Below are 24,833 nucleotides of genomic sequence, written 5' to 3'. Positions count from 1 at the left end.
TTTTCAACTTAGACAGAGAACCGAATAAATAAGCAAATCAATTTTTAACAATATTCCTGGGTGAGCGGTTTGGCACCGTATCTGAATTTTCTCTGAAAAGAGTTTATTGTTGTTTCGCAGCACCCAGGATCTTTTTAACAATGTTATGCGAAACAACAATTGTAAAAACCCAAACACCCAGCTCCCTGTTCAGGTTGCAGCTGTAACCAGCCACATGAATGTATTGCCTGCCATTTGCGCGGTAAAGGCCACCTTACATCACATTGATGGCCAGGTTTCAGAAATCACCATGACGTTGCCACGTTACAGCGGTTGGGCAGAATTTTTAGAGGATGGGCAAAATGCCGTTCGGGAATATGTATACCAGCTTACCCGGCATTGGATCCGGATTAGCCATTTCTTTATCGAGACCGGAACCATCAACCCCAACGGCACCATAGCTTCTTGTTTTTTGCCCCGCCGGTTCGATATCCCACTCGGCAAATTTTATAAACCAATGGTACCCGGCGCCTGGGTAACCGCAGAGCAGCATCCACACCATCCAAGGTGTAACCAAAAAGGATCGAGTAAAAGTTTATCAGCATTGATGGCTATTGCAAACCGTAGAAATGATGTGGTTTATCATCAACTAGAACCTGATACCATCCTTTGCGGTGTTCCAATCGAGAGTCAATCGGCTTACTTTGAAAAAGGGGATATTCCGATCGGGAATTTTGAAAAGGATGGGATGGAGTATGTGGTGATTTATAGTTTTGTGGTTGGGAAAGGAAGTTTTGAATGATGAAGGAGGTAATCTAAATTTAGGCCCTTACGGATGTGAGGGCTTAAATAATAAAGATGTTGCTAGTTTGATAAGCAAAAAGTTATAAAATTAAAAGTCATTGGCATGGCTAAGAATAATTTTTTTAGCGCAAATTCATCCACTAGCACCTTGCCTTATCATAAAGATCTGTATTAGTAAAGTAAAATGCTCTGCTATTAATTAATCCGTAGTCTCCCTTCCCTCAATCTGAAGATTACGGAAAGTTGGGGAAAATTGGCGCAATGTCGAACATACTTTTATAATGAAATCGGAAATCAGATAGGTATATTAAAGTTTAATTTCATTCAAAATAAATTAAAGGGGCATGAGGCTCAGCTTTCTTTACATGTATTAAATACCTTTTTCAGTCAAGTCAAGCGACTTAATCTTAAACCGAGCATTGTACTTAGTAGATGTTTATATCGCAAAAATATACAATGCTGAACGTGCGTCCGGAATAGCGGGCATAGCTATTTTAAGTTGTCTCGAGATTAAGAGCAAATGACCAAGTGTCCCCAAACCTTCGAGTGTAAGCTAAGAGATCCGCCCAATGAGGGGCATATTTAGCTTAATAGAAATTAGTTTCAAAAAATTCTTTGTGACTGACATCCATTTTTGGAACACAGTAATTAATGAGCTGATTCTAAAGTCTTAGAATCATACCCCCATATTTACCATAGTGTGATCTATGCAAATCTTTTTCGTATGCAAAACGTTACCAATCTGCTTAATTCAATGGGTAAGTTCTTTTGCTACTGTCATTAGTGGGTTCCAGCTTTGTGTCAAAACTAATAAAAAAACAAATATTACTCTTAATTAAGAGTATACAAATAAGAGATTAACCAAAAAAACTATATTTATTATATAATCTATCAACATTTAAGTCTGAACAAAATCACAGTAAATATTAGAAAGCTCTAAGCTTACATAATTTTATTTCAATGATTTCGAAACTTAACACGATCGATTTCACGAAGATTTTCATGAAAAGAGGTATTTACCCTATAATATCTTATGTCAAAGTAAGGTGGTTTATAGTCATTTAAAGCAGAAACAATATATTTTATCTCTGTCGCTAATTTAAGTTCATCGTTTTCTAGCCTTTGATCTGCTAAAAACATTAAAAAAGCATTCCGATTCCCAAAAATTTGTTCAAAAAAGGGTTCAGGTACATACCAAAAGTCTTCTTCAGAAATTTGATTACTAGAGGACCAATATGGACGAATGAAATTTCTTAAATAAAAAATCAACGACTCCTTCTCTGTAAGCTTATTTTTTATAGCCTTCCTAGCATTTAAACTTAATAGGACGTTATTATCAACAATATCGTCTACACAGGAATAAAACAATCTCATCCCATCAGTGGATAAAATATTTACAGACAAATAATTATACAAAAATTCCTCATTAATCTCTAAAAATCTCTGATATGGAAGGAAATCCTCAAACATCCTGGCCTCAATATCATTTTTAGATCGGGCGATCACCAGTAGTATATTCCTAATAAAAACACTTGTGTTCAAGCAGGGAGGAGGCACCTTGGATTTAAACACGCTAATGAAAGCATTGCTCCGCTCCAAAATATTTATATTTTCATTGAAAGTGTTATTTCTAATAATTTTATCAATCAAAATTTTGGCAGCAGTGTCCCTGTAGTCCGAAAACTCTATCAATAGTACGAGTACTTCAATAAGTGCAGTAAACTTCAATATGTCTCCGGACCTCGGCATGATTTCGATGTCACGAAGTAGACCTTCATCTTGTCCGGCCCGGATAACACGTCTAATTATATCTTCTCTCGTCTCTGCCATGTTAAGGAATTCCTAAAGATGCATTTAAACCAATTGCGGGAGGTCTAACAGCGTAAATAAAATAATGAGGAAAATTAGTAATTTTTCTTAAAGTCATTGCAAAGTTAAAGTCATTAAGTATTGTCTCTTCAAAAAGAGCATCGATGAGTAACGTAATGTGCAATGGCTGGCCACTTCTGACATCAACCATAAACTTGGAGGCTTGTGGTAGACTGGAGGCTGATAAAGAATACAAATCCCAGTATGGTTCGGTTGTAGAAGTATTAACTGTAAGATAATATTTTCCAAATGGCAGTTGGTTATAAACCTTGTGATCAGACAGTTTCACTAATTCCAATATAAAAAGGTCTGGCAAGTAAACATATTGATGATTTGATCTGTACATCAGTAAGAAACCATTAATAAACCGAATCACGTCTCTTTTATTTTTTAATATCCTCCAAATCGTTTCCTGAATAGCATTTATTTTGGCATCATTACGGTTAACACTGCCATAAATAAGGTTATTAAATTGGGTTGAGATCGAAATAAAATCAGATTGAGGTAAGCCAAATTTATCAAGACCATCTTTGAATAACCGATCTAGCATAACAGCTAATTTAGTCGCTTCAATATAAGGCAACATGATTTCCATATCGAATATTTTTTCCAGGTATTTTTCTGGTGCATAGATTCCATTTTTTGAAAGGGAATTTAAAAGATAATCCTTATCGTAAGCAGCAACAAAAATCACCCGTGAAAAGTTAGCAGTATTTCGAATCAATCGGAGAACCTCGAACACTTCTTGATTGTCAAGCCTATCCATATCATCAATAATCACTACAAAACGCTTATTTGTTTGTTTGATTAATTCCGAAACTGAATCATGCCTTTCTTTTAAAGAGGTCTCACTTTCAAAAAAATTCGAGATAGCCTTCAAAGGATTCTTATCCTTATCTATCTTTGACAATGCACGACCATACTTGATAATCAAATTATCTGTTTCGATATGTTTTGACAGGGTATCCTCTAATTGAGTAAAAAAATCAAGCGTGAGACCTAGTTTATTCGATGACATCCAGGGATTGTATTCCATATACACAGTCATTCCCCATTCTTCTTTATAAATCTCCTTGAGAATTTTCAACAATGAAGTTTTTCCGTGGCCCCAACTACTATTTATTCCAAAAGAAAAAGCCTTATCAGAATTAAAACTGATTTTTTTAAGCTCGGTTTGTAAGTGACTAAAGTATTGCTCACGAAAAAAGCCGTCATCCGTTAACCTCTGAATGGGAAGATCTTGCTCAAATAAGCTTGTTCTGTTTTTATAAATTGAATTACCGAATACATTATAAAATAAAACTAAACCTAGTATCGTAACCAAGATCATTGCAGGATCGATAATACCAATAGTTGGCCTAAATACTTTAGCTGAATAAAGTGGGTATTGTACATAATTCCCTCTTTTGAACCAATACAAAAGTATTATCAACATGAGCAAAAAAACATGGTATAGTTTTGACTTGTAACCTGTTAAGAGAAGCTTACGGTAAATTTCTATGAATATCACCGTTACCACAATCAAGAATGCTATTAATAGCGGAACGTCGAAAGGTTGAAAACACCATTTTTCTAAAATGGAATGAACAACTTTCTCTTTAAATAAAGGCCAGATAAAAGGAACAACGAGATGATAGCCAATTAAAGAAAGTAAAATCCAGAGAAAAACTTTAGGCTGCCAAAAATATTGTGTCTGCATATCTTGAATTTCAGCTGAGCACTTATTTTTAAAATCCGACCACCAATTGGCTATCTTGGATCGTAAGTTTATCCAGAACTGTCCAGCGAAAGCTACAGAAGAATTGTAAAGATTTTTTAAAGATGAGAACATGATGACCTGAGAGAAATTAACTACCGATGCGCAAATATATAATACTAATTACATAATTAATAAAAGTTGAATTAAAATTACGGGAGCTTCCGAGGGCTTACCTGTAAAATGGTATCTTCTCGGGATCAACCCAATCTGTCCGTAGAGTTAAGCAAAGCGTCTCTACGGATTATAGTATAGTTTTGAGTTTCTAAACTCAACTTGGTTTTCTAGTAAATACGCAGTTTCCTTACGCTCAACCTAAGGCTCAAGGCTACAGATAGTCGCAACTTTTAAACCACCAAAGCCTTATTATCTGAGTTACATTTGGTCTTAGCGAGACACTAAGATTAGATGGTAGCTTGATCGCCATTTGATGAACGCAATCATTATCTAGCTCAAATCCCCAAAAATAAAAGCCAGAAGGGAAATCGAACCAATTAATTTAACCATTTATATTTAATTTTGAGTAACTAACTCTATAAAACCTTTGAAGATACTCGTCATTTTTATTAAAATTAAGAGTGTTCAGATACGTTAGTGATATACTATTTTTATATTTCAAAATAACTTTGTCGACTTCTAGATGAATTCCTATATGTACTTTCCAGTATACTTTAACCGGAACGGGTATTTAAATATATCGGGATCTAAACTGCAATAAATAAATCTATTAAAGGAAGACTTTCTAAACAATATCTTTAGTTTGAAAATACAATTGGGATACCTCATCCATTAAAACAATTAGTTCGTTATTTGCTATTTGTTTATTTGAATTAGTAAGTAGATGGAATATTTCATGTCTTTCTTGGGCTCTTATATTTATAAGTTCTCGGAGAAAATTGATTAAAGCAAGAACTTGTAAGAAAACGTTATTTTGCTTTACTGCTTCCTCATAAGCTTTTAAATATAATTTTTTCCCTAATGATACATTTCCATATTTAAATGCGATAAGTCCATTTGTCGCTATATAAGTAATTTTCCATTCGTCTGTCAGATCTTCAATTTTAATTCTCTGAAAGGCCTCTATATAGTTACGACATTCATCTATTGTATTGTTTCTAGCATGTGCATAAATCATATTATTTAAAATCGAATAATCACCGGGGTTTGCTTTTAGTCCAGCTTCGCACAAAGTGATAGCCAAAGATTGGTCGCTTAAGAAAGAACTAGCGATGAAAGATCCCATTAGTACTGGCCCTGTAGAGTAAGGTAAATCAAAAAACCATTTTACCGTATTAACGAAAGCATTTTTCCAATTATTATTAGCTTTATCTTCCCTAGCAAAAGCTTCAAATGGGTTCTGAACATTTGTGAAAGCAAATGGATTAAAGTCTATTTGTTTATCTCGCTTCGCCAGCCACTCTAATTGAGCCAGCGAATTATCATTTGGCGACTGCATTGAAAGAATAAACAAATCCTTTGATTTCTTGAAAGAACCACTATTATATTCTAATGTTCCTAGAGAACTCGATAGTTCTGTGAGATCATAATTGGAAAAATTTTTAGACTCCAATAATTTCACGCCAGATTTAATCAAAGGTGAATATCTATTCATCAGTGAAGACGTTGCTATATGAGCAGATACCAACCATGGATCTTTCACAGTTATTTCACTTTTCCTTAGATAATATAATGCCCTCTCATAATCCTCTAAATGTGCCCAAAAGCGTGTTGCGGAACGCAAAACAAACCTATTATTAGGAGCCAAATGAACAGCGACTAGCATAGATTTTTCAGCTTTATCGACTTGACCAAAAACAGAATATAATCGAGCCAATTCAACCCAAGGTATTGGATTATAAAGTTGTTGAAAAGCTTTGGATTTTGTTTTCTTTATTAGTCTGAAAAGTTGCTGATCATCCGGAAAACTGAGTTGATGAAGGTTTTGAGGGTTTAAATCAATATTGTTTCCTAGCAATTCATCTCCCACTATGTTTGGTGATTGATGGATTCCGTTTATTGCATGCGCCAGACCTATTAGTGACTGACTTTCATTATTATTTATTATAAATTCTATAGCCTGATTAAGTTCTACGAAATCCGTTTTACCAGATATAAAAGAACTATTTATAAGATCAGCTGCAATACCGATATTTTGATCATTTCTCCAATCATTTAAAGATCTGGATATATCAATATCATGAACTAGTGGCTTACTCTTATTTGCCAGTTCCTGCATCTTTAATGTCCTTGTGTAATCTCTCCAATTAGGAATGAGCGTTCTTTCTTGATCTTCAGAAATCAATGCCATAATTTAAATATTCTGCTTTAGTTGCCAATACATCTAACTTTGAAGTAATTCTTTCAAAATCATACTGATTCCCAGATTGTTTTAATGTTTTAGGATGCCCACGTTTCTCAGGATACGGGAAGCAACACATCTCTAGTAGCATCCCTAATTCTTCAGCTATTTTTTCATGAGGAATACTGGCTTTGAACTCGTTTACACTTTTAGAAAATGCATCAACTAAGTAATCCTTAACGTCATCGAATGCTCCTCCCCACCTATCCCACCTGAATTGTTGATCCATATTCTTTCCTATTAGTGCCGTCATGTTGGTTCCTGTAAAATAGAAAGTTATTAAGCTCCCGAATAAATACAAATCGGTAGCCCTTATTCTTTGATTCCAATTTGGCTGAATATACCTATATAAAAATTCTGGTGGAGCATATGTGAAATCGCCAGTAAATCCACCGTCACCTTCGTGCGGTGCTTCAATATCTGCGCATAATGAACGTCCTAAGTCACCAATCTTTGAAATACTGGCTTCTTGATAAAGCAAGACATTAGATGGCTTTAAATCCTGATGCCCAATTTCTACACTATGTAATTGTTTCAACCCAACTGAGATATTATGTAATGAACGTAATTTCCAAGCAAGTTCAATTTTATTGTTAAAATTAATTCTAGATCTCATATCACCATCTGCCATTTCAAAAACTAAAAATGGAACATTTGGAATTGTAAAATCTTCAAGAATAGCTTCTCCCTCATCAAGTATTGTGGAAACTTTTGATAATTTTTTTTCTTTACACCTTACCAAAAGATCACGTTCGAACTTAAATGCGTTAGTTTGCTCTGAAAGAATATCCATAACAGGCTTATCTTTAAACATTTGAAAAAATGCTTTAAAGTTTATAGCCTTTAGAAACGCTTCAGAATGACCATTAGTAACGATATAGCAAACACTAAAAAAACCACCTGTTGCACCAGGTTTTGGGTCTAATCTCTTGACAACTTTCCAAGTATCTTTTAAGGTTAATCCCTCAAGCGCGTGCGCAGCACTGTCATTTATGTTAAGAGCCATAATAATTTAGTTATATGTTAAATATATACAAAGATTAAATCAATTTAATAGAATCTTCAAAACCCCTTGTAAAATAATGCGAAATAAACATCTAATCGGCAAATTTATAAGAAAAATGCATATTGTTTTACGGTTAACCATAATGACAGGATTCATTTAACCACAATTTATCCGTATTAAATCCATGGAATAGTAAAGCACATTGGAATGCTACCTGTGGTCTTCAACTCTTTGTGCTGAGCAACTTCAATAACTTGAACATTAAAATACTTTTCATCACTTATTGAGCCTATTACTGAGGATTTGGAGAAAACAATCAATCTTTCCACCATTTGCTTACTTTTAAAAGCATGGAGAAATCCTATATCTAACTATTTTAATTAGACAACTTCTTCTAGCGCAAGTCTAGCGTTTAGGTAACTTCCGTGGCTAGATGTTAATATCGATCCGCAAAAAGGGTATAAATTGAAACCATAAGAAAACAAAAAAGCTTCGGTTTTACCGAAGCTTTTAAAGTACCCAAGAGGAGATTCGAACTCCCACACCCATACAGGCGCCAGCCCCTCAAGCTGGTGCGTCTACCGATTCCGCCACCTGGGTTTGATTGTTGCAAATATATAAATTAACCGTTTGCGCGAACAAAAAATTCATAAAATATTTTTAACCGAAACTAACGATAAGGTTTATAGCGAACTTTCGACGCACTTACGCCGGAGTTTCGTCAGACTTATGACAATTGCACCAGAAAAAAAGCCGATGAAAATTAGAAGTAAATCCATTGTATTTGCTTATTAATCAGTAATTTACTATATTTTGTTATATAAACTAATGCAATCATGGGAAAAATCGAAAACGGAATTAACGGTGGCTTCACCGGCTCGGTGGGTGCCGTGACGGGTTATTACCTGAACGGGAAATGGGTGATCAGGAGCAAACGCAGAAAATCTATCAAAAACAAAACTGGTAGTGCTGATCAAAAGGCCTGCAGATCGCGTTTTACCATCATGCAGAGCTTCTTAAGTCCTATTGTTGCTTTTGTGAGAATAGGTTTTAACCTGGAGTCGAAAAAACGAATGATGACCGCCCATAACGTCGCAAAATCTTATAACATGTTAAATGCACAAAATGCCGCCGGCGAAATTGACTATGCCGCTGTGCGTTTAAGCTTTGGAAAGCTCACTGCCGCGGAGGGTGTTCAGCTGGAACATGACTATGCAGGTGTACACTTCAGCTGGACGGATAATTCTAACGGCAATCATATCAGGAAATATGATCAGGTGATGCTGATGGCCTATGATGTGCAGAATAAAACGGCCATCTTTGAAACCAGCGGCGCCAGGCGATTTAAAGAAAGAGAAAGCCTGGAAATTCCGTCCTTATATAAAGGCAGGACATTTCACACCTGGATGGCTTTTATTTCAGATGATAGAATGGACATATCAATGAGTAGCTATTGCGGCAGTTTCGTTTTTTGATAAAAACAATTGACCGCTAGCTTTATGATTTAACATTCAAAAGACAGACCATCATAAGCCAACCTGATGTTCGATGGTAAATCTTTTTCTACCTCGGCATGTAAACCTAAATTATGACTGATATGCGTTAAATAAGTCATTTCTGCTCCAACCCTTTCTGCAAAGGCAATGGCTTCGCCCAAGGTAAAATGAGAAATATGTGGTTCTTTCTGCAAAGCGTTAAGCACTAATATCTTTGATCCTTTTATTTTTTCAAAACTCTGTTCTGATATGGTTTTGGCATCCGTGATGTAGGTAAAATCACCGATCCGGTAACCCGTAATGGGCAGTAAATGATGCATCACCTCGAAAGGTGTAATGGTGCTTTCGCCTATTTTAAAATCTTGGCCATTGGTTACCGTATGGAGGTTAATCTGCGGTAAACCGTGGTATTTGGTTTCGGCAAAGATGTAATAAAATTCCCTTTTTAAAGCCGTTTGCACCCTTTCGGTAGCATATACATCTATTACCTTATGTAATAAATAATTAAAAGGACGGATATCATCTAAACCTGCAATGTGATCTTTATGTTCGTGGGTGAACAACACCGCATCCAGATCTTTCACCTTTTCGCGCAAAAGCTGGTAACGGAAATCCGGTCCACTATCTACTACAATGGTTTTATCAGCTGTTTCGATTAAAATAGATGTCCTTAAACGGTTATCGCGTTTATCGGTAGAACGACAAACGTCGCATTTACAAGAGATTACTGGAACGCCTTGAGAGGTACCTGTACCTAAAAATGTGATCTTCAAATTGCTACGATAAAAGTGAACAGTCTATTAAGCCGCAATTTAAAGCTTTTTATTTAAATATCGCTTTAGATACCCAACCTGAGTAAGATTTTAGGAATAATCAGGCATAACTTAAACTCCAGCTTATTAAAACAATTCGGTTTGTTGCAGGGAGAGATAAAACTGGCGTTGCTTCTCCTCCAGCAGGTTTTCCTCCACATTGGTTTGTTTTACGAGTGTGACCAGTGCCGCAATTTTCCCTTCCAGATTAGAAAATTTATTGACTACGATGATTTTGTTATGCTCCAGCACACAGGAACCCGTTTTAAAATTCCCTTTCTCATAACGGACTTTATAGCCCATGGCCAAAAGCAGGGCTTCCAATTTCTCTAAAGTATGGTTTGTTAGCGGCAATGACATTGAAAACAAACTTAGATAAATCTGCGCAGCATTCATAAATACGGGAGAAAATTTTATCAACCAGTGCGTTCATTTCTAAAACATGTAGAAAATCAAAGTGCTGTTAGCAATCCTATCGGTTTCGAGAATCATGTTCGCTCCTATTTATCAAACCTGAGTTAGGCGCTTTGCTAGCTTACGTTAATAAACCACAGGTTTTACAAAAGAACGCCGTCAATCCCAAGAGCCGGGAAATCAAAAAAACAGTTGTACAAAAGAAAAAATAGCAATACCAAACCTGAAACGCAGTGATTTTGTGTTCGTAAGCAATGAATTAAAGCTTTGAAGAGAATTGAACACAAAATGAAGTGCCGCTGTTTTTTTGATGTGCATGGGAATGTGCAAAAGGGCTCATTGTTGGATTGACAAAGCATTTTTGCATACTTTTGATGCCTCAAAAGTTTGATGCCCTGCGGCATAGGAGCAAAAAAATAATATTTGTGCCTTCTTAAGGAATCAAGGCCAGTTAATAGCTGGAAAGATGCTGAAACAAGTTCAGCATGACGACCGCCTTAGGACTATGTACATTAAAACTTAGGTGATTAAGGCATTTTACCCATCCTAGCTTTTTCACCACCTAAGTTACTTTAGCACACCTTAGTTGATAAAATGAATAGGATATTATTAAAAACAAAAAAGGTCCAGCTGTTTCCAACTGAACCTTTCAGGTTTCATCCCGCCTTGGCGGTAATAGCTATTATCTTAAATCTACCACTTCAACACCAGGATATTTTTTGGCATCGAACGCAAAAGTAGTTTCCGGTACATTAACGTTAGGTGAAAAAGTTTTCACATTGTACGTGTATTTGTTTCCGTTTTTATCGAACAACACCACGTTTGCAATTTGTTTAGCGGCTTTATCAATACTTAAACGTACTTTAAAAATCGATTTTTTAGCATCTACCGGCGTTAAATCAATCATCTGATAAGTTTTAGCACCGACTTTTTGTTCTCCTGTATAAACGTACTTAAATCCTTTTTCGTAAACAGTGAAAATTTTTGCCGGATTAATGGCATCACCACTATTATCTACATTGCTTACCTGCACTTCTTTATCTTTTTTCAGGTAAGTCCACTGGCTTTTGCCATCGCTAAACAATTCCTGGTTAGTCATGGCTACTTTGTATTTGTTAGAATTGGCTTTAACGTATAAAGTACCTTGCTGGGTTTCTTTTACTTTAGCTTTCGGATTATCGAGCGTAAAGGTAAAATCTGTTTTCACCACATTGTACGATTTGTATTTTTTACTCACTTCAGCTAAAATGGCTTTAGCTTTCGCATCAGTTTGAGCATAAGTTGAAGTTGTAAAAGCAACTACAACCATAAATGCTGAAATTAATTTCTTCATCTTTTCTTTTTTAAATTTTTCCTTTGAAACGTTAGAGTAGATTCTCTGCTATTGGTTTAATCTAATCTTTGTCATCCATACTATTCAAGAATTGTTCCAAAGAATATTCGTCGGGATATAAAACTTCACGTGCTTTACTTCCTTCAAATGGCCCTACAATTCCGGCAGCCTCCAATTGATCAATAATACGGCCTGCGCGGTTGTAGCCCAACTTCAGCTTGCGCTGGATCAACGAGGTTGAGCCCTGCTGGTGCATTACAATCAGCCTGGCTGCATCTTCAAAGAACTTATCCCGCTCGTTGGGATCAAAATCAGCTTTGCTTCCCTCACCTGCTTCATCAATATATTCCGGTAGCTGATAAGCATCTGCATAACCGCGCTGGTTGCCGATATATTCAGAAATACGGTCTACCTCAGGTGTATCAACGAAAGCACACTGTAGCCTGATTAAGTCGCTCCCTGTAGATAAAAGCATATCTCCGCGACCAATTAACTGATCGGCACCACCACTATCCAAAATCGTCCGCGAATCGATTTTCGACAATACCCTGAAGGCCAGCCTGGCCGGGAAGTTGGCTTTAATGGTACCGGTAATAATATTTACCGATGGCCTTTGGGTTGCCAGCACCAGGTGGATTCCGATGGCACGGGCCAGTTGGGCCAAACGGGCAATTGGGGCTTCCACCTCTTTACCTGCAGTCATCATTAAATCGGCAAACTCATCTACCACCAAAACAATAAAAGGCAAAAAGCGGTGACCAAGATTCGGATTAAGTTTGCGTTTAACAAACTTATCATTGTATTCTTTTAAATTCCTCACCTGCGCATCTTTCAACAAATCATAACGCTGATCCATCTCGATACAGAGCGAGTTTAGCGTATTCACTACTTTTTTCGTGTCGGTGATAATGGCATCAGCCTCCCCAGGCAACTTAGCCAGGAAGTGTCTTTCAATCCTGTTGAACAGGGTTAATTCTACTTTTTTCGGGTCAACCAGTACGAATTTAAGTTGTGCAGGGTGTTTTTTAAACAACAGTGAAACCAGAATGGAGTTGATCCCTACCGATTTACCCTGACCGGTTGCCCCGGCCACCAATAAGTGTGGCATTTTAGCCAAATCAGCAATAAACACCTCATTACTAATGGTTTTACCTAAAGCAATGGGTAAATCCATCGTATTTTGCGCCCATTTTTCGGTATTTAAAATACTGCGCATCGGCACCATTTCCGGATGCTGGTTCGGCACCTCGATACCAATGGTACCTTTGCCCGGCATTGGCGCAATAATACGGATCCCCAAGGCCGCCAAAGAAAGTGCAATATCATCTTCCAGGTTTTTAATTTTTGAAATCCTGACACCCGGGGCCGGGATAATTTCGTACAGGGTAACCGTTGGACCGATGGTAGCCTTAATCTTATCAATTTCGATATTGTAGTGATTAAGCGTTTCTACAATTTTATTTTTATTGGCCTCCAGTTCTTCGGCATTTACCGAAATTTTATTCGTTCCGTAATTTTCTAACAGCTCAACTGTAGGATATTTGTAACCCGATAAATCCAGTTTTTCATCATAATTACCAAACTGCTCCACCAGGTCTTCTGATTTTTTTTCTTCTTCGGTTTTTTCAATCGTAAAAGCCGGTTCTTTTTCCACTTCAACCGGTGGCTCTACCGTTAAAGGCAATGACGAAGCCGCAGCGCTAGCCAATGGCAAATTGGTGGCCAATGGCGATAACACCACAGGCGCCACCGTTTCTTCTTCCTCTTTTTCTTCAAAACGGCCTGGCTGTAATACAACGTTTTGTTGCTTACGTTCGTTATTTACCGGTTTATCACGCACCGGAAATTCAATCGGTGCGGTCGGTTCTTCGTAGGTTTTGTTTTTTACCACCTGCTCCCTGATATCGTTTACATAATCCGGCGTTTCATTATCGAGATAAACTTCTTTCGCTTTACGCTCGGGAAACTTAAAATCGATATTGTAGGCAATGATTAAAATGGTTAATCCGGCAAAAGCAATCAGGCCGGCAACACCAGCGGCGCCAATCTGGGCACTTAACAATTTATTGCTCCAGTAACCAAACTCGCCTTCTAAATAATGTGGCGATTCTGACCAAAAACCATGTGCAAAACCTAAGGTTAACGAAATAAAAAGCAAAAAGAAAAAGCTATAGCCTAATGTTTTAGAAATGGAAAGAATTTTAACCTTGAATAATAAACGATAACCGATAATAAAAAAGGCCAGAACAAACAGGAAAGATGCAATGCCAAACCATTCGTAAATAAACTGGTGTGATAATAGCGCACCAAACTTACCCAACCAGTTCTGAACAACAGGTGTGGTAACGCCGGCATCTTTTAGTTCTTCAGCTGTTTTAAAAAGATTGCTCCAGCCACCATTTGCATCGATTACATAACTCTGATCGTCCTGCCAGGTAAACAAATAAGAAGTGAAAGCAATTAAAAAATATAATGACAAGATTACGAAAAACAGACCTACAATCTTAACTGCACGGCCATCTGCCAGGTCGAAACTTGGCAAAAAGTCCATTTTTCCTTTCGGCTGCCTGCCTGTTGATGATCTGCCTGGTGCATGTTCTGCACCTTTTTCTCTGAATGTATTGGCTTTAAACTGGTTACCCCTTACCGACATTTTCTATCCTAAATAATTTAATATTTAACAAACTTAGATAAAACTGCGCAGCATTAACGAAAGCCTGACAAAAAAAATAATCACATTTTGCAAGCACCGTTTTTATACACTTTCTACCACGCCTCCTCTTATTAACAACAATATATTAACCTGAGGAATGATACTTACCATCTTTAATCTGCCTTAAATTAAACAAAAATTATTCATCAGGCATTAAACCTTAAACAGAAATTCTGGTCTATTATTTTAACAACACACAAGTTGTAACGTTTTGTCAAATGAAACGGATTTTGTTTTAGGTTTTATCCCGTTTTGCCTGGATAGGTTAAACGGGATTTTTTTTTTAAAAACCTGTTTTTTTTTAACCATACGTCATACTGAAATTCCGCCCTGCCGGTCTGCCGGGTGTTTAGCATCTTTATTTTAGACTCGCTATCCTAACTGGAGGAGTTACTTATTGAAAATATTATCAGGAAATACTCTTGAAGGGCATCGTCATTCCAACCCGATCCGATTGCTATCGGATAGGAACCACGAAGTGCTCATGAATGCCATTAAATAGAATAACACGGATCAATAATCGTAATGCAAGCGCTTTAAGGGAAAGACGACCTTTCCATAGTAATCTGTCATTGATAGCTTATCGAATTACCTTGTCCACTTATTTGCTAAACATTATTTGAAAAGCAGGTTCCAGTTCGTTTTAGTTGCGATAACCCGCTATCCCTCTAAATCTTCTCCCAATGAAAACCTGAATCCGACTTTCCGTTCGATCACCTGCCCCGCTACAGGCGGTATTTATTCAACCCGGGTCTGTTGTTCTTAGAACTTTAGAGTCATGATCAATATCGCTCCGGTTTTTGAAACCTGAGCAGTCTAATCTTTGCTAATTTGCAGCACTATGTATATATTTTTTAGGCATTTGAGGTTACAATTCCTTAATTTTCGTTAATTTAAAGCGATTTTTTTAAATAGTATTATGGATATAGCGCAACTCGAGGAACAAATTGAAGCCGGAAATTTTCAAGCAGTGAAAGAAATTTTGGTTTTAAATCCAAAACTGGCAAATGTGGACACCTCTCATCAGATTTCGCCACTTTTACTGGCCTGTTACTATAAAAAACAGGATATCGCTGATCTGATTGCCGAATTTGTAGATCATTTAACCTTATTTGAAGCTTGTGCAGTAGGCAAATTCGACGAGGCTACCCTTTTGATTTTTCAAAATCCTGCCAGTATCAATGAATTTTCTAAAGATGGCTTTACGCCGCTTGGTTTAGCCTGCTATTTCGGGCATGAGGAACTGGCCCGTTTTCTGGTGCTAAAAGGGGCTGACGTCAACCTGGCATCGAAAAATGGTTTTAATGTATTCCCTATCCACTCGGCAGTTGCAGCTAACAATTTTAAGGTCACCAAAATGCTTTTAGAGGCAGGGGCATACCCCAATGTTTGTCAGAAAGCTGGTTTGGCGCCTTTACACACTGCTGCACAATTGGGAAATATTGAATTGATTATTTTATTACTGGAACACGGTGCCGAGGTTTCTTTACGGATGGAAGGCGGAAAAAGACCGGCAGACTTAGCTGCAGAAAAAGGCTTTAATGAAATTGCAGAAATTTTAAGAGACGATGACTAGAGAGTCTTAAGTCGTGAGTCCTAAGTCCCAAGTCTTTAGTCTTGAAACTGCCAGCCGGACTATTCCCAGATCCGCAGCCGCATTCTTTTCATATATGTCCTGATATCGAGTACAACAGCAGCCAGGAAATAGAATAATATCGGAAAACCTACCGCTAAAAAAGACGAGTAAATAAAAAACAGGCGCACTTTAGCAGTACTCATACTCAGCTTATTGGCCAAATAGGTAGAAACTCCAAAACTCTGCTGTTCAAAATAAGTTATAATTCTCTGGAACATGTTAAGCTTATTTTAAAATCTTATGCTCTGCACTAAATAAGAACGCTCCAAAACCGGAATCATTATTTGATCAGATATTCTAATTTAGGAAATTTAATTGGTTAAATGCAATACTATAATTCAATTCATTTATTCCAAAATCAGTTTTTCAAAATCCTGTTTATCTTCGTGTTTAATAAAAAGCGTTTGCTGTTCTTCCAGTCCCGAAAACTTTTTGACCAGTTCATCCTTAAATTGATGAATATCGACATCTCTATTTAAAATAATCGTTAAGGCATCGGCATTGCCCCTTACCTCAATAATCTGATTAGGATATAGTTCTTTTAGCTCGTGTGGAAATTCCATAATACGGAAACAGCTTACAGCGTATAATGTTTTACCGGAAAGCAGAAACTCTTAAGCCTGTTTTAAAATTTTAATTCCAATACCACACGACAGGCATTTTTTCTCGTCGCAATAGTGCTTTTTTAGCTGCAGAATTCCCTGAGAGGCAAATGCATTTTCCATCTTTACTCCCGCCCCGGTAAATTTACCGGTAATAGCGTTTTGCTCAGCCGGCAAACTTTCCAATAACTTTATCGCCCTGCTGATAAAATGTGGCGTTGCGGTATGTTTGCCATAAGCAAATAAAAACAAGGCTACGGTATTTAACAGAATGTTGTCTACCGATGTTTTCCCGATCTGGATATTTACCGAAGACGTTGCCTTTTTAAAATGATAATGTGTTTTCCAGTAATCGTTTACCGGTAGGTTTTCAAATAAAGTACGAAGCTCAGCCACCTGCTTTATGTCCATAATTTTTGAAAAAAGATGATTGGCCCTGGTAATTAATGCTGCAAATTGTGCCAAACGGATGGTTGGAAAATTTTGAGGGCGCATACGCATAAATTTCCAGATGGAAACATCAATGGGTATAATGTTGTATTTTTTTCGGAGAAACTGAAATTCAGCTTTCAACTTTTGCGGATATTCTTCTTCAAAATGATCATTTAAAAAGCCTGCCGCACCAAAAACCAATGCCTCTATTTGATGTGGATTGTTTTTATGCCGGGCATAAATATGCTGCGGAACTGCTTTGGCAAAAAGTTCAAAGGGTAAAGCATTTATTTTGAATCCAAAATTACGCGCCATGAAACGGTAAAATGTCTCATCCCAATTCCCCTTCAATTCAGCCAGGGTTTCTGTAACTGCATTGGTTTTCTGCTCAAAACGCTCAACCAGAGTCCGGGATAAAAAAGACTCGATAATCAACTCATCTATCCTTCCTATTTGGGCAATGCAGGGAAAATCGGTTAAGGTGAGGAAAAGATTTTCGTACTTTCTGATGAGCTCAGCAGAAATGCGGTCTTTAAGTTCCAGAACCGGCAAAACGGTTCCATCCATTCTGGTTATTTCGGCATCATGCTGGTAAACAACATGCAAAATCACATTTTCGTATGCGGCATCAGCCTGGTGATTGTGTTTTAACCAATCAGAAGATTTTAAATGAATTTCTATATTTCCCGCCCAGGTGGTTTCACCTATCTTAATCTTCGCATGGCTAAAATCGGGCCCCGCATTTCGGTTGAGCAATCCGGTAGTGATAATTTCCAGGTCTTCACCATCACAGGTCTGCAGTCCGTTATAATCAAACGACCTGAACTGCCATACATAATGAAGAAAATCTTCCGGAAAATTCATCCTTGAAGATAATGAATTTATCTCTTTATAACTAACTTATAAGTTTAAATTTTGGGCCTCCTTCGAGTAGTTATTAAAAACGTAGGTTATCAGCAAAAGATTCGTTAATACAATTGTCATCCGTTTGCGATCGGATCTCAAGCGTGCGAAAACTACACATTACTCAGCGAATCTGATCTAGAAGCATTTGCATTACGGCTTCCAAACGATAGCTTTAAGATTTATTTAGCATCTTTTATCCCAGAAGACCCTGAAATAAATCCGATGGTTATCGGATCAGGTTGACGAAATCCCTGATGACTAAAAAATCACTTACACCAACCCCGCTTGAACCAAAATCTGCTCCATTTCCTGTTGCAGTTTTAAAGCCTCTTCCCTGGCCTTTTCGGCGAAATCTTCACCCTGGCTGGCATAGATGATTCCCCTTGATGAATTGATCAATAAGCCACATTGGGCATTTAATCCGTATTTACATACTTCATTTAAATCTCCACCCTGTGCACCAACCCCGGGTACCAACAGAAAATGATCTGGCGCCAGTTTGCGTACATCACCAAATGCCGCACCGCGTGTAGCCCCAACTACATACATCATTTGCTCAGCTGTAGCCCAGGTTTGCGATGTTTTAATCACTTTTTCGAAGAGCTTATCTGCTCCAACTTCCTGCAATTGAAAATCGGCATGCCCCGCATTCGAAGTTAAAGCCAATAGAATTACCCATTTATCTTTAAAGGTCAAAAACGGCGTTACCGAATCGCTCCCCATATATGGCGCAACGGTAACCGAATCGAAACTCATCTCAGAAGATGCCGCATTAAAAAAAGTTTCGGCATACATGGCAGAAGTATTGCCAATATCGCCTCGTTTAGCATCTGCAATGGAAAAAATATCCTGTGGAATATATTTCCAGGTTTCTGTTAGTGTTTCCCAACCTTTTTTGCCGTAGCACTCATAAAAAGCAGTATTTGGCTTGTAAGCAACACACAAATCTTTCGTAGCATCAATAATCTGTTTATTAAATTCCAGAATCGGATTTTCATACTTTAACAGGTGTTGTGGGATCTTATCTAGCGAAGAATCTAGTCCAACACACAAAAAAGAACGTTTTTTTTGTATCTGCTCAAAAAGTTGTTGTCTGGTCATATATGTGCTTATTTGCTGCAAATATGAAGATTTTTAAGTTTTCTGAGCGACAAAATAATGCTCACATCAATTATTTTTATAAACATTTTAAACTTTTGCTTGCAGATTACGTTTCAAATACATACAATTGCACCATAATTTCTCAACCGTTTATCTGAATATCCCAGAAAAATTTATCAAGACTTGTTTTTTGTTACCATTTTTTAAAAGCAAATATTGCTTGTTATTCAGCTTATAAACAATTATGAAACAATTTGAGCATTATCCCTAATGAACTCATTTAATGTTTTATAGCCTTAAGAACTTATGCACAATAAAAAGCCGGGCTTGCGCTAACACAAATATTTTTTAAGCCTGTGCAAATTTATAACAGAAAACATCCGTTATAAACAAATGAAAAATTTCTTGAAACATATATATTTAGAATGTTTAGTAAAACAGAATTAAATGATAAGCTCACAACAGAATTACGTGAGCTGGCAAAAAGCTATGGCATTGAAGGTGCCGACTCCCTAAGAAAAATAGACCTTGTTGAAGTACTTTTACACCAGCAGGAAATTATAAATGCTGCTAAATCTGGTGCAGATCCTTATAGCGAAACTGAACCTGTTACAGCTACACGTGTACCTAAAACCAAAGCTGCAAAAGCACCGAAAGTTGCCGCAGCGGCAACAGCAGCTTCTTCGGTAATTGCTGAAAAACCTGCTGCTACAGACGAGAAACCGGTTAAAAAAAGAGCAAGATTAACCAAAACTGAAGCTGCGGCACCCGTTGAAAAAAGAAGAGATGCGGTTACTTTATTTGACGAGCCTCAGCATGAAAAGCAGCCCGAAAGAACTATTGAAGCTGAAGAAAGTGTAAAACCAATCTCCGCTTTGATAGAAGAAAGTGCGGAAGTGCTGCCAGTAGCGCCAAAACAAAAACAGGAGCCCAAAGAAAAACAGGAAAAACCACAACGTGACGAAAACCGCCAGCAAAAGCAACCTGGTGGCGGCAATCACCACAAAAACGAAAACAGTTACTCTAACCTGGATTTCGATAACGTGATTACCAATGAGGGTGTTCTGGAAATTATGCCGGATGGTTATGGTTTCTTACGCTCGGCAGATTATAACTACTTAACTTCTCCTGATGATATTTATGTATCTCAGTCTCAAATCAAACTTTTTGGGTTAAAAACCGGTGATACGGTAAAAGGCAGCATCCGCCCACCAAAAGAAGGCGAAAAATATTTCCCTTTGGTTCGTGTAGAAACCATTAATGGCCGAATCCCTGCTGAAGTACGCGATCGCGTTCCTTTTGATTATTTAACACCGCTTTTCCCGACCGAAAGATTAAACCTGTTTACGGATACGAACAACTATTCTACCCGTATTATGGATTTGTTTACACCGATTGGAAAAGGACAACGTGGTTTAATTGTAGCACAGCCTAAAACGGGTAAAACCAATTTATTGAAAGAAGTGGCCAACGCCATTGCCAAAAATCATCCGGAAGTTTATTTAATTATCTTATTAATTGATGAGCGCCCTGAGGAGGTTACCGATATGGCACGTAGTGTAAGGGCTGAGGTAATTGCCTCCACCTTTGATGAGCCGGCTGAACGTCACGTTAAAATTGCCAACATTGTTTTAGAGAAATCGAAACGTTTGGTAGAAAGCGGCCATGATGTAGTGATCCTGTTGGATTCGATTACCCGTTTGGCCAGAGCGTATAACACCACAGCACCTGCTTCAGGTAAAATATTATCAGGTGGTGTTGATGCCAATGCCCTGCATAAACCAAAACGTTTTTTTGGTGCGGCACGTAACATCGAAAACGGGGGCTCCTTAACCATTTTAGCTACCGCATTAACGGATACGGGCTCTAAAATGGATGAGGTAATTTTCGAAGAATTTAAAGGAACCGGTAACATGGAGCTTCAGTTAGACCGTAAGTTATCTAACAAACGTATTTTCCCTGCTATCGATATTACCGCATCAAGTACCCGTCGCGACGATTTATTGCACGACAGAGACACCTTACAGCGCGTGTGGATTTTACGTAACCACCTTGCTGATATGAACAGCCAGGAAGCAATGGAATTTGTTCAATCTCAAATTAAAGGAACAAAAAGTAACGAAGAGTTCTTAATTTCGATGAATAGCTAGTTAAGGCTGGAAGGCAAAAGGTGTAAGGCTTAAGGATCCTATTCGGATGCCTAAACCTTACACCTTAAACCTTAAACCCTATACCTCATGAAAAAGCATCTCCCCAATGCAATTACCTGTGCAAATCTTCTTTCTGGTTGTATCGGAATTGTTTTTGCATTTAATGGTCATCTGGAAACCGCGGCATACTTTGTTATTTTATCCGGAATATTTGATTTTTTTGATGGTATGGTTGCCCGTTTGTTAAAGGTTAAATCGGCAATTGGGAAAGATCTTGATTCTCTGGCAGATATGGTGAGCTTCGGGTTCTTACCCGGTGTGGTTATGTTTCATCTATTAAAAGCAAGCGACTATTCTTCCGAATACCTCCCCTATCTGGGCTTTATCATTACCGTTTTTTCGGCGCTTCGGTTGGCCAAATTCAACAACGATACCAGGCAAACGGAAGATTTTATTGGCCTGAATACACCAATGAATACGTTGTTTATCTGTTCGTTACCTTTTATTGCGAATGATTATCCACAGATTATTTCCTCCAGCATTTTATTGATTGCCATTACAGCCATCACCAGCTTTTTATTGGTAAGTGAGCTAAAAATATTCTCTTTAAAATTCAGCGATTTAAGCTGGGCGAAAAATAAAATCAAATTTATTTTCCTCATCCTATCGGCTATCTTAATTGCCTCTCTACAATTTGCAGCCATACCTTTTGTTCTGGTCCTGTATATTGCTTTATCTTTTCTACATTTTAAGGGTGACTTCAAATAAGTTGCCCTGAGGTTAGTACAAGGGCATCTGTGTTTTGAATTTATAAGCTTCAGTGGTCTTCGACTGCGCCTATCAATGACAGATATTCTAATACAAGGTTCGTCATCTTGACTGGAGTGCAACGGAATGCCTGCCCGTACAGGCGGGGAGAGATCTTTGAAGCAAATTATTGAAACCAAATTTAAAAGATTTCTCCACTACGGTCGAAATGACGATCCTTCGAAACTGTTATCTTCTTAAAATTCTCTGTTATTTGTATCGAATTTACAAAATAAATTATCCCTCGGGGTTGACAACCATACGCTTAACTTAATAGCCTTGATAAGACAAGAAAAATTCACAGCACCTTTGTCGTCCATGCAGACATTAGAAACTTGATACATTAAAGCTTCTTAACCTCAAGTGGATCGCTTATATTTCTGCAGATCGACAACATGGTTTCTCCAAGCACAGGATGCAAAACATCAGGGGCAATCTCTGACAGGGGTTCCATCACAAATTTCCGGTGCTGCATTTGCGGATGAGGCACCTGGAGTTTACCGGGAATATTGATGATTTGGTCTCCAAAAAGGATAAGATCAATATCAATTAAACGCTCACCCCATTTGTCTTTCCTTACCCTGCCCAGCTCCTGCTCAATACTTAATGCAAGATCCAAAACTTCCAAAGCACTTAAACGGGTTTGCAAAGCAACAGCCTGGTTCAAAAATGCAGGCTGATCGGTTTTGCCCCATGCGGCCGTTTCATAAAGGGATGAGATGGCTAAAACCTTCCCCGCTTTATCACTCAGTAGTTCAATGGCTTTTTTCAGATTTGCCATTCTATCGCCTAAATTTCCACCCAGTAACAAATAAGCCGTATGGTACTCTAAAGCTTGATTAAGCATCATGTATTTTTATATCTTTACAGCACAAAATTAAAACATTTAAATGAGAGAATTCTTTAAGTATTTATTCGCCTCCATGTTGGGCTTTTTCTTATCGATCATCATCGTATTCATTATCGGCTTCGTGGTTGTGGTTGGATTAATATCTTCGATTGATAATGACAAAACGATTACGGTGACCAACAATTCGGTACTTTTTCTAAATCTGGACCAGGCGATTCTGGAGCGCACACCCAAAAAAACATTTGGTAACCTTCCAATTGTTGGAGGAGACGAAAAAGATGCCATAGGCTTAAACGATTTCTTAAAAGCCTTGCAAAAAGCTAAAACAGATGATAATATTAAATGTATCTACCTGAATGTGAGCAGCCCCAATGCAGGTTTTGCCACTTTACGCGAGGTTAGAAATGCACTGATCGATTTTAAAAAATCGCATAAAAAAATTATCGCCTACAGCGAAGTATATACCCAGGGCGCTTACTATCTGGCTTCAGTAGCTGATCGGGTATATTTAAATCCCGAAGGCGCTTTAGAGTTTAAAGGTTTCAGCTCAGAACTTACTTTTTTTAAAGGAACATTAGAAAAAGTTGGTGTAGAAATGCAGGTTATCCGCGTAGGAAACTACAAAAGTGCCGTAGAGCCTTTTATTTTGGATAAAATGAGTGAGTACAACCGTAAACAGGTGACCGCGTATGTTGGTGGATTATACAATACATTCTTAAGTGATATTGCTGAAAGCAGAAATATCCAGAAAGATAGCCTGTATAGCATTGCCGATAACTATAAGGTACAACAACCACAGGATGCGGTAAACTTTAAAATGATCGATGCTTTAAAATATAAAGATCAGATTTTAGAGGAATTAAAAGGATTGTCCGGCAGAACCAGGGGAGAAAATATCCGATCAGTTTCAATTAATGATTACGCCAAAAACAATGGCGATACAGGTGAAGGAAAAGACAAAGTTGCGGTGATTTATGCCAACGGCGAAATTAATGGCGGAGAAGGCTCTGACAACCAGATCGGATCAGAACGCATTTCAAGAGCAATCAGAAAGGCCCGTTTAGATGACGATATCAAAGCGGTTGTACTCCGTGTAAACTCGCCTGGGGGCAGTGCTTTAGCTTCGGACGTGATCTGGAGAGAGGTGGTATTGACCCGAAAAGAAAAGCCGGTTATTGCATCATTTGGCGATGTGGCCGCATCTGGTGGTTATTACATTGGTTGTGCTGCAGATAGCATTTTTGTACAGCCGAATACCATTACAGGCTCTATAGGGGTATTTGGCATTATCCCTAACTTCCAAAATTTAATGACCAATAAATTGGGAATCACATTTGATGGCGTTAAAACGGGGAAATATGCTGATATTATGGCAACAAACCGTCCTATGACTGCTGGTGAAAGGTTTATCATTCAAAATGAATTGAACAGAATTTATAGTGGTTTTGTTAGCCGGGTGGCCGACGGCAGAAAGAAAAGTAAAGCTTATATCGATAGCATTGGCGGTGGACATGTTTGGATTGGAACAGATGCCGTTCAAATTGGTTTAGCCGACAGAATCGGAGGTTTTAAGGATGCCATTAAAGCCGCTGCTAAAAAGGCTAAGCTAAAGAATTATAAGGTGGTAGAATATCCGGATGTAATAGACCCATGGAAATCGTTACTGGACGAAGGTACAGACCGGATTAAAACCTATTACACCAAACAAGAACTGGGCGATAATTATATGCTTTACCAACAGATGAAAAAAGTGATCGCAAGCTCTGGAATTCAGGCACGAATGCCATTTGAAGCGGTAATTAAATAAT

The 24,833-nt window shown here is 37.8% G+C and carries 19 protein-coding genes and 1 tRNA gene; 6 read left to right on the top strand and 14 right to left on the bottom strand.

Annotated elements, in window-relative coordinates; genetic code table 11:
* Positions 1-145: 145 nt before the first annotated feature.
* The gene (locus ACK1I8_RS03995; RefSeq protein ID WP_412468051.1) at positions 146-781 is read left to right on the top strand and encodes a hypothetical protein; all 636 of its coding nucleotides are present in this window, start codon (positions 146-148) and stop codon (positions 779-781) included.
* Between the two features lie 959 nt (positions 782-1,740).
* Here the strand turns inward: ACK1I8_RS03995 and ACK1I8_RS03990 are convergent.
* The 5 genes from ACK1I8_RS03990 to ACK1I8_RS03970 form a co-directional block, all read right to left on the bottom strand.
* Complete coding sequence (locus ACK1I8_RS03990) at positions 1,741-2,613, bottom strand: hypothetical protein (RefSeq protein WP_412468050.1); 873 nt, start codon at positions 2,611-2,613, stop codon at positions 1,741-1,743.
* Position 2,614: 1 nt separating this feature from the next.
* A complete protein-coding gene (locus ACK1I8_RS03985; protein ID WP_412468049.1) occupies positions 2,615-4,351 on the bottom strand; it encodes a P-loop NTPase fold protein in 1,737 nt (578 codons plus the stop codon).
* 799 nt (positions 4,352-5,150) lie between these two features.
* Positions 5,151-6,716, bottom strand: a complete 1,566-nt coding sequence (locus ACK1I8_RS03980; protein ID WP_412468048.1) for a tetratricopeptide repeat protein — start codon at positions 6,714-6,716, stop codon at positions 5,151-5,153.
* A complete protein-coding gene (locus ACK1I8_RS03975; protein ID WP_412468047.1) occupies positions 6,700-7,773 on the bottom strand; it encodes a protein kinase domain-containing protein in 1,074 nt (357 codons plus the stop codon). The genes ACK1I8_RS03980 and ACK1I8_RS03975 overlap by 17 nt, the downstream gene beginning before the upstream one ends.
* 516 nt (positions 7,774-8,289) lie before the next feature.
* A tRNA-Leu gene (locus tag ACK1I8_RS03970) sits at positions 8,290-8,373 on the bottom strand.
* A 236-nt stretch (positions 8,374-8,609) separates the two neighbouring features.
* Between ACK1I8_RS03970 and ACK1I8_RS03965 the strand changes: the two genes are divergently transcribed.
* Positions 8,610-9,248, top strand: a complete 639-nt coding sequence (locus tag ACK1I8_RS03965; RefSeq protein WP_412468046.1) for a DUF6266 family protein — start codon at positions 8,610-8,612, stop codon at positions 9,246-9,248.
* Between the two features lie 29 nt (positions 9,249-9,277).
* Here ACK1I8_RS03965 and ACK1I8_RS03960 read toward each other — a convergent pair whose 3' ends face one another.
* The 4 genes from ACK1I8_RS03960 to ACK1I8_RS03945 all read right to left on the bottom strand — a co-directional run bounded on the left by ACK1I8_RS03960 (position 9,278) and on the right by ACK1I8_RS03945 (position 14,481).
* A complete protein-coding gene (locus tag ACK1I8_RS03960; RefSeq protein WP_412468045.1) occupies positions 9,278-10,042 on the bottom strand; it encodes an MBL fold metallo-hydrolase in 765 nt (254 codons plus the stop codon).
* 126 nt (positions 10,043-10,168) lie between these two features.
* The gene (locus ACK1I8_RS03955; RefSeq protein ID WP_412468044.1) at positions 10,169-10,441 is read right to left on the bottom strand and encodes a hypothetical protein; all 273 of its coding nucleotides are present in this window, start codon (positions 10,439-10,441) and stop codon (positions 10,169-10,171) included.
* A 736-nt stretch (positions 10,442-11,177) separates the two neighbouring features.
* Positions 11,178-11,828, bottom strand: coding sequence for a LolA family protein (locus ACK1I8_RS03950; protein WP_412468043.1), 651 nt, complete (start codon positions 11,826-11,828; stop codon positions 11,178-11,180).
* 61 nt (positions 11,829-11,889) lie between these two features.
* Entirely contained in the window at positions 11,890-14,481 is a 2,592-nt protein-coding gene (locus tag ACK1I8_RS03945; RefSeq protein ID WP_412468042.1) for a DNA translocase FtsK 4TM domain-containing protein, read from the bottom strand.
* A 979-nt stretch (positions 14,482-15,460) separates the two neighbouring features.
* On the opposite strand from ACK1I8_RS03945, the gene ACK1I8_RS03940 reads away from it, so the two are divergent.
* Positions 15,461-16,117, top strand: a complete 657-nt coding sequence (locus ACK1I8_RS03940; RefSeq protein WP_412468041.1) for an ankyrin repeat domain-containing protein — start codon at positions 15,461-15,463, stop codon at positions 16,115-16,117.
* Between the two features lie 59 nt (positions 16,118-16,176).
* Here the strand turns inward: ACK1I8_RS03940 and ACK1I8_RS03935 are convergent, their stop codons facing one another.
* The 4 genes from ACK1I8_RS03935 to pyrF form a co-directional block, all read right to left on the bottom strand.
* On the bottom strand, positions 16,177-16,395 hold the full coding sequence (locus tag ACK1I8_RS03935) for a PspC family transcriptional regulator (protein ID WP_412468040.1): 219 nt from the start codon (positions 16,393-16,395) through the stop codon (positions 16,177-16,179).
* Between the two features lie 129 nt (positions 16,396-16,524).
* Complete coding sequence (locus tag ACK1I8_RS03930) at positions 16,525-16,740, bottom strand: hypothetical protein (RefSeq protein WP_412468039.1); 216 nt, start codon at positions 16,738-16,740, stop codon at positions 16,525-16,527.
* A 51-nt stretch (positions 16,741-16,791) separates the two neighbouring features.
* Positions 16,792-18,075, bottom strand: coding sequence for a DUF2851 family protein (locus ACK1I8_RS03925; protein ID WP_412468038.1), 1,284 nt, complete (start codon positions 18,073-18,075; stop codon positions 16,792-16,794).
* 312 nt (positions 18,076-18,387) lie between these two features.
* Entirely contained in the window at positions 18,388-19,218 is an 831-nt protein-coding gene (gene pyrF, locus ACK1I8_RS03920; RefSeq protein WP_412468037.1) for an orotidine-5'-phosphate decarboxylase, read from the bottom strand.
* A gap of 425 nt (positions 19,219-19,643) precedes the next feature.
* Between pyrF and rho the strand changes: the two genes are divergently transcribed.
* Together rho and pssA are read left to right on the top strand one after the other, a co-directional pair.
* The gene (gene rho / locus ACK1I8_RS03915) at positions 19,644-21,368 is read left to right on the top strand and encodes a transcription termination factor Rho (RefSeq protein ID WP_412468036.1); all 1,725 of its coding nucleotides are present in this window, start codon (positions 19,644-19,646) and stop codon (positions 21,366-21,368) included.
* An 87-nt stretch (positions 21,369-21,455) separates the two neighbouring features.
* The gene (gene pssA, locus ACK1I8_RS03910) at positions 21,456-22,136 is read left to right on the top strand and encodes a CDP-diacylglycerol--serine O-phosphatidyltransferase (RefSeq protein ID WP_412468035.1); all 681 of its coding nucleotides are present in this window, start codon (positions 21,456-21,458) and stop codon (positions 22,134-22,136) included.
* 382 nt (positions 22,137-22,518) lie between these two features.
* Here the strand turns inward: pssA and folK are convergent, their stop codons facing one another.
* Positions 22,519-23,025 (bottom strand): 2-amino-4-hydroxy-6-hydroxymethyldihydropteridine diphosphokinase, encoded by a 507-nt coding sequence (gene folK, locus ACK1I8_RS03905; RefSeq protein ID WP_412468034.1) that lies wholly within the window; start codon positions 23,023-23,025, stop codon positions 22,519-22,521.
* Between the two features lie 40 nt (positions 23,026-23,065).
* Here folK and sppA point away from each other — a divergent pair, with 40 nt between their 5' ends.
* Complete coding sequence (gene sppA / locus ACK1I8_RS03900; RefSeq protein ID WP_412468033.1) at positions 23,066-24,832, top strand: signal peptide peptidase SppA; 1,767 nt, start codon at positions 23,066-23,068, stop codon at positions 24,830-24,832.
* Position 24,833: the final 1 nt, after the last annotated feature.

The sequence above is a fragment of the Pedobacter sp. KLB.chiD genome (genome assembly GCF_047040275.1).
Taxonomy (GTDB): Bacteria; Bacteroidota; Bacteroidia; order Sphingobacteriales; family Sphingobacteriaceae; genus Pedobacter.
Note: the sequence above shows the minus strand (reverse complement) of the source record. Positions and strands in the feature narration are given on the sequence as shown.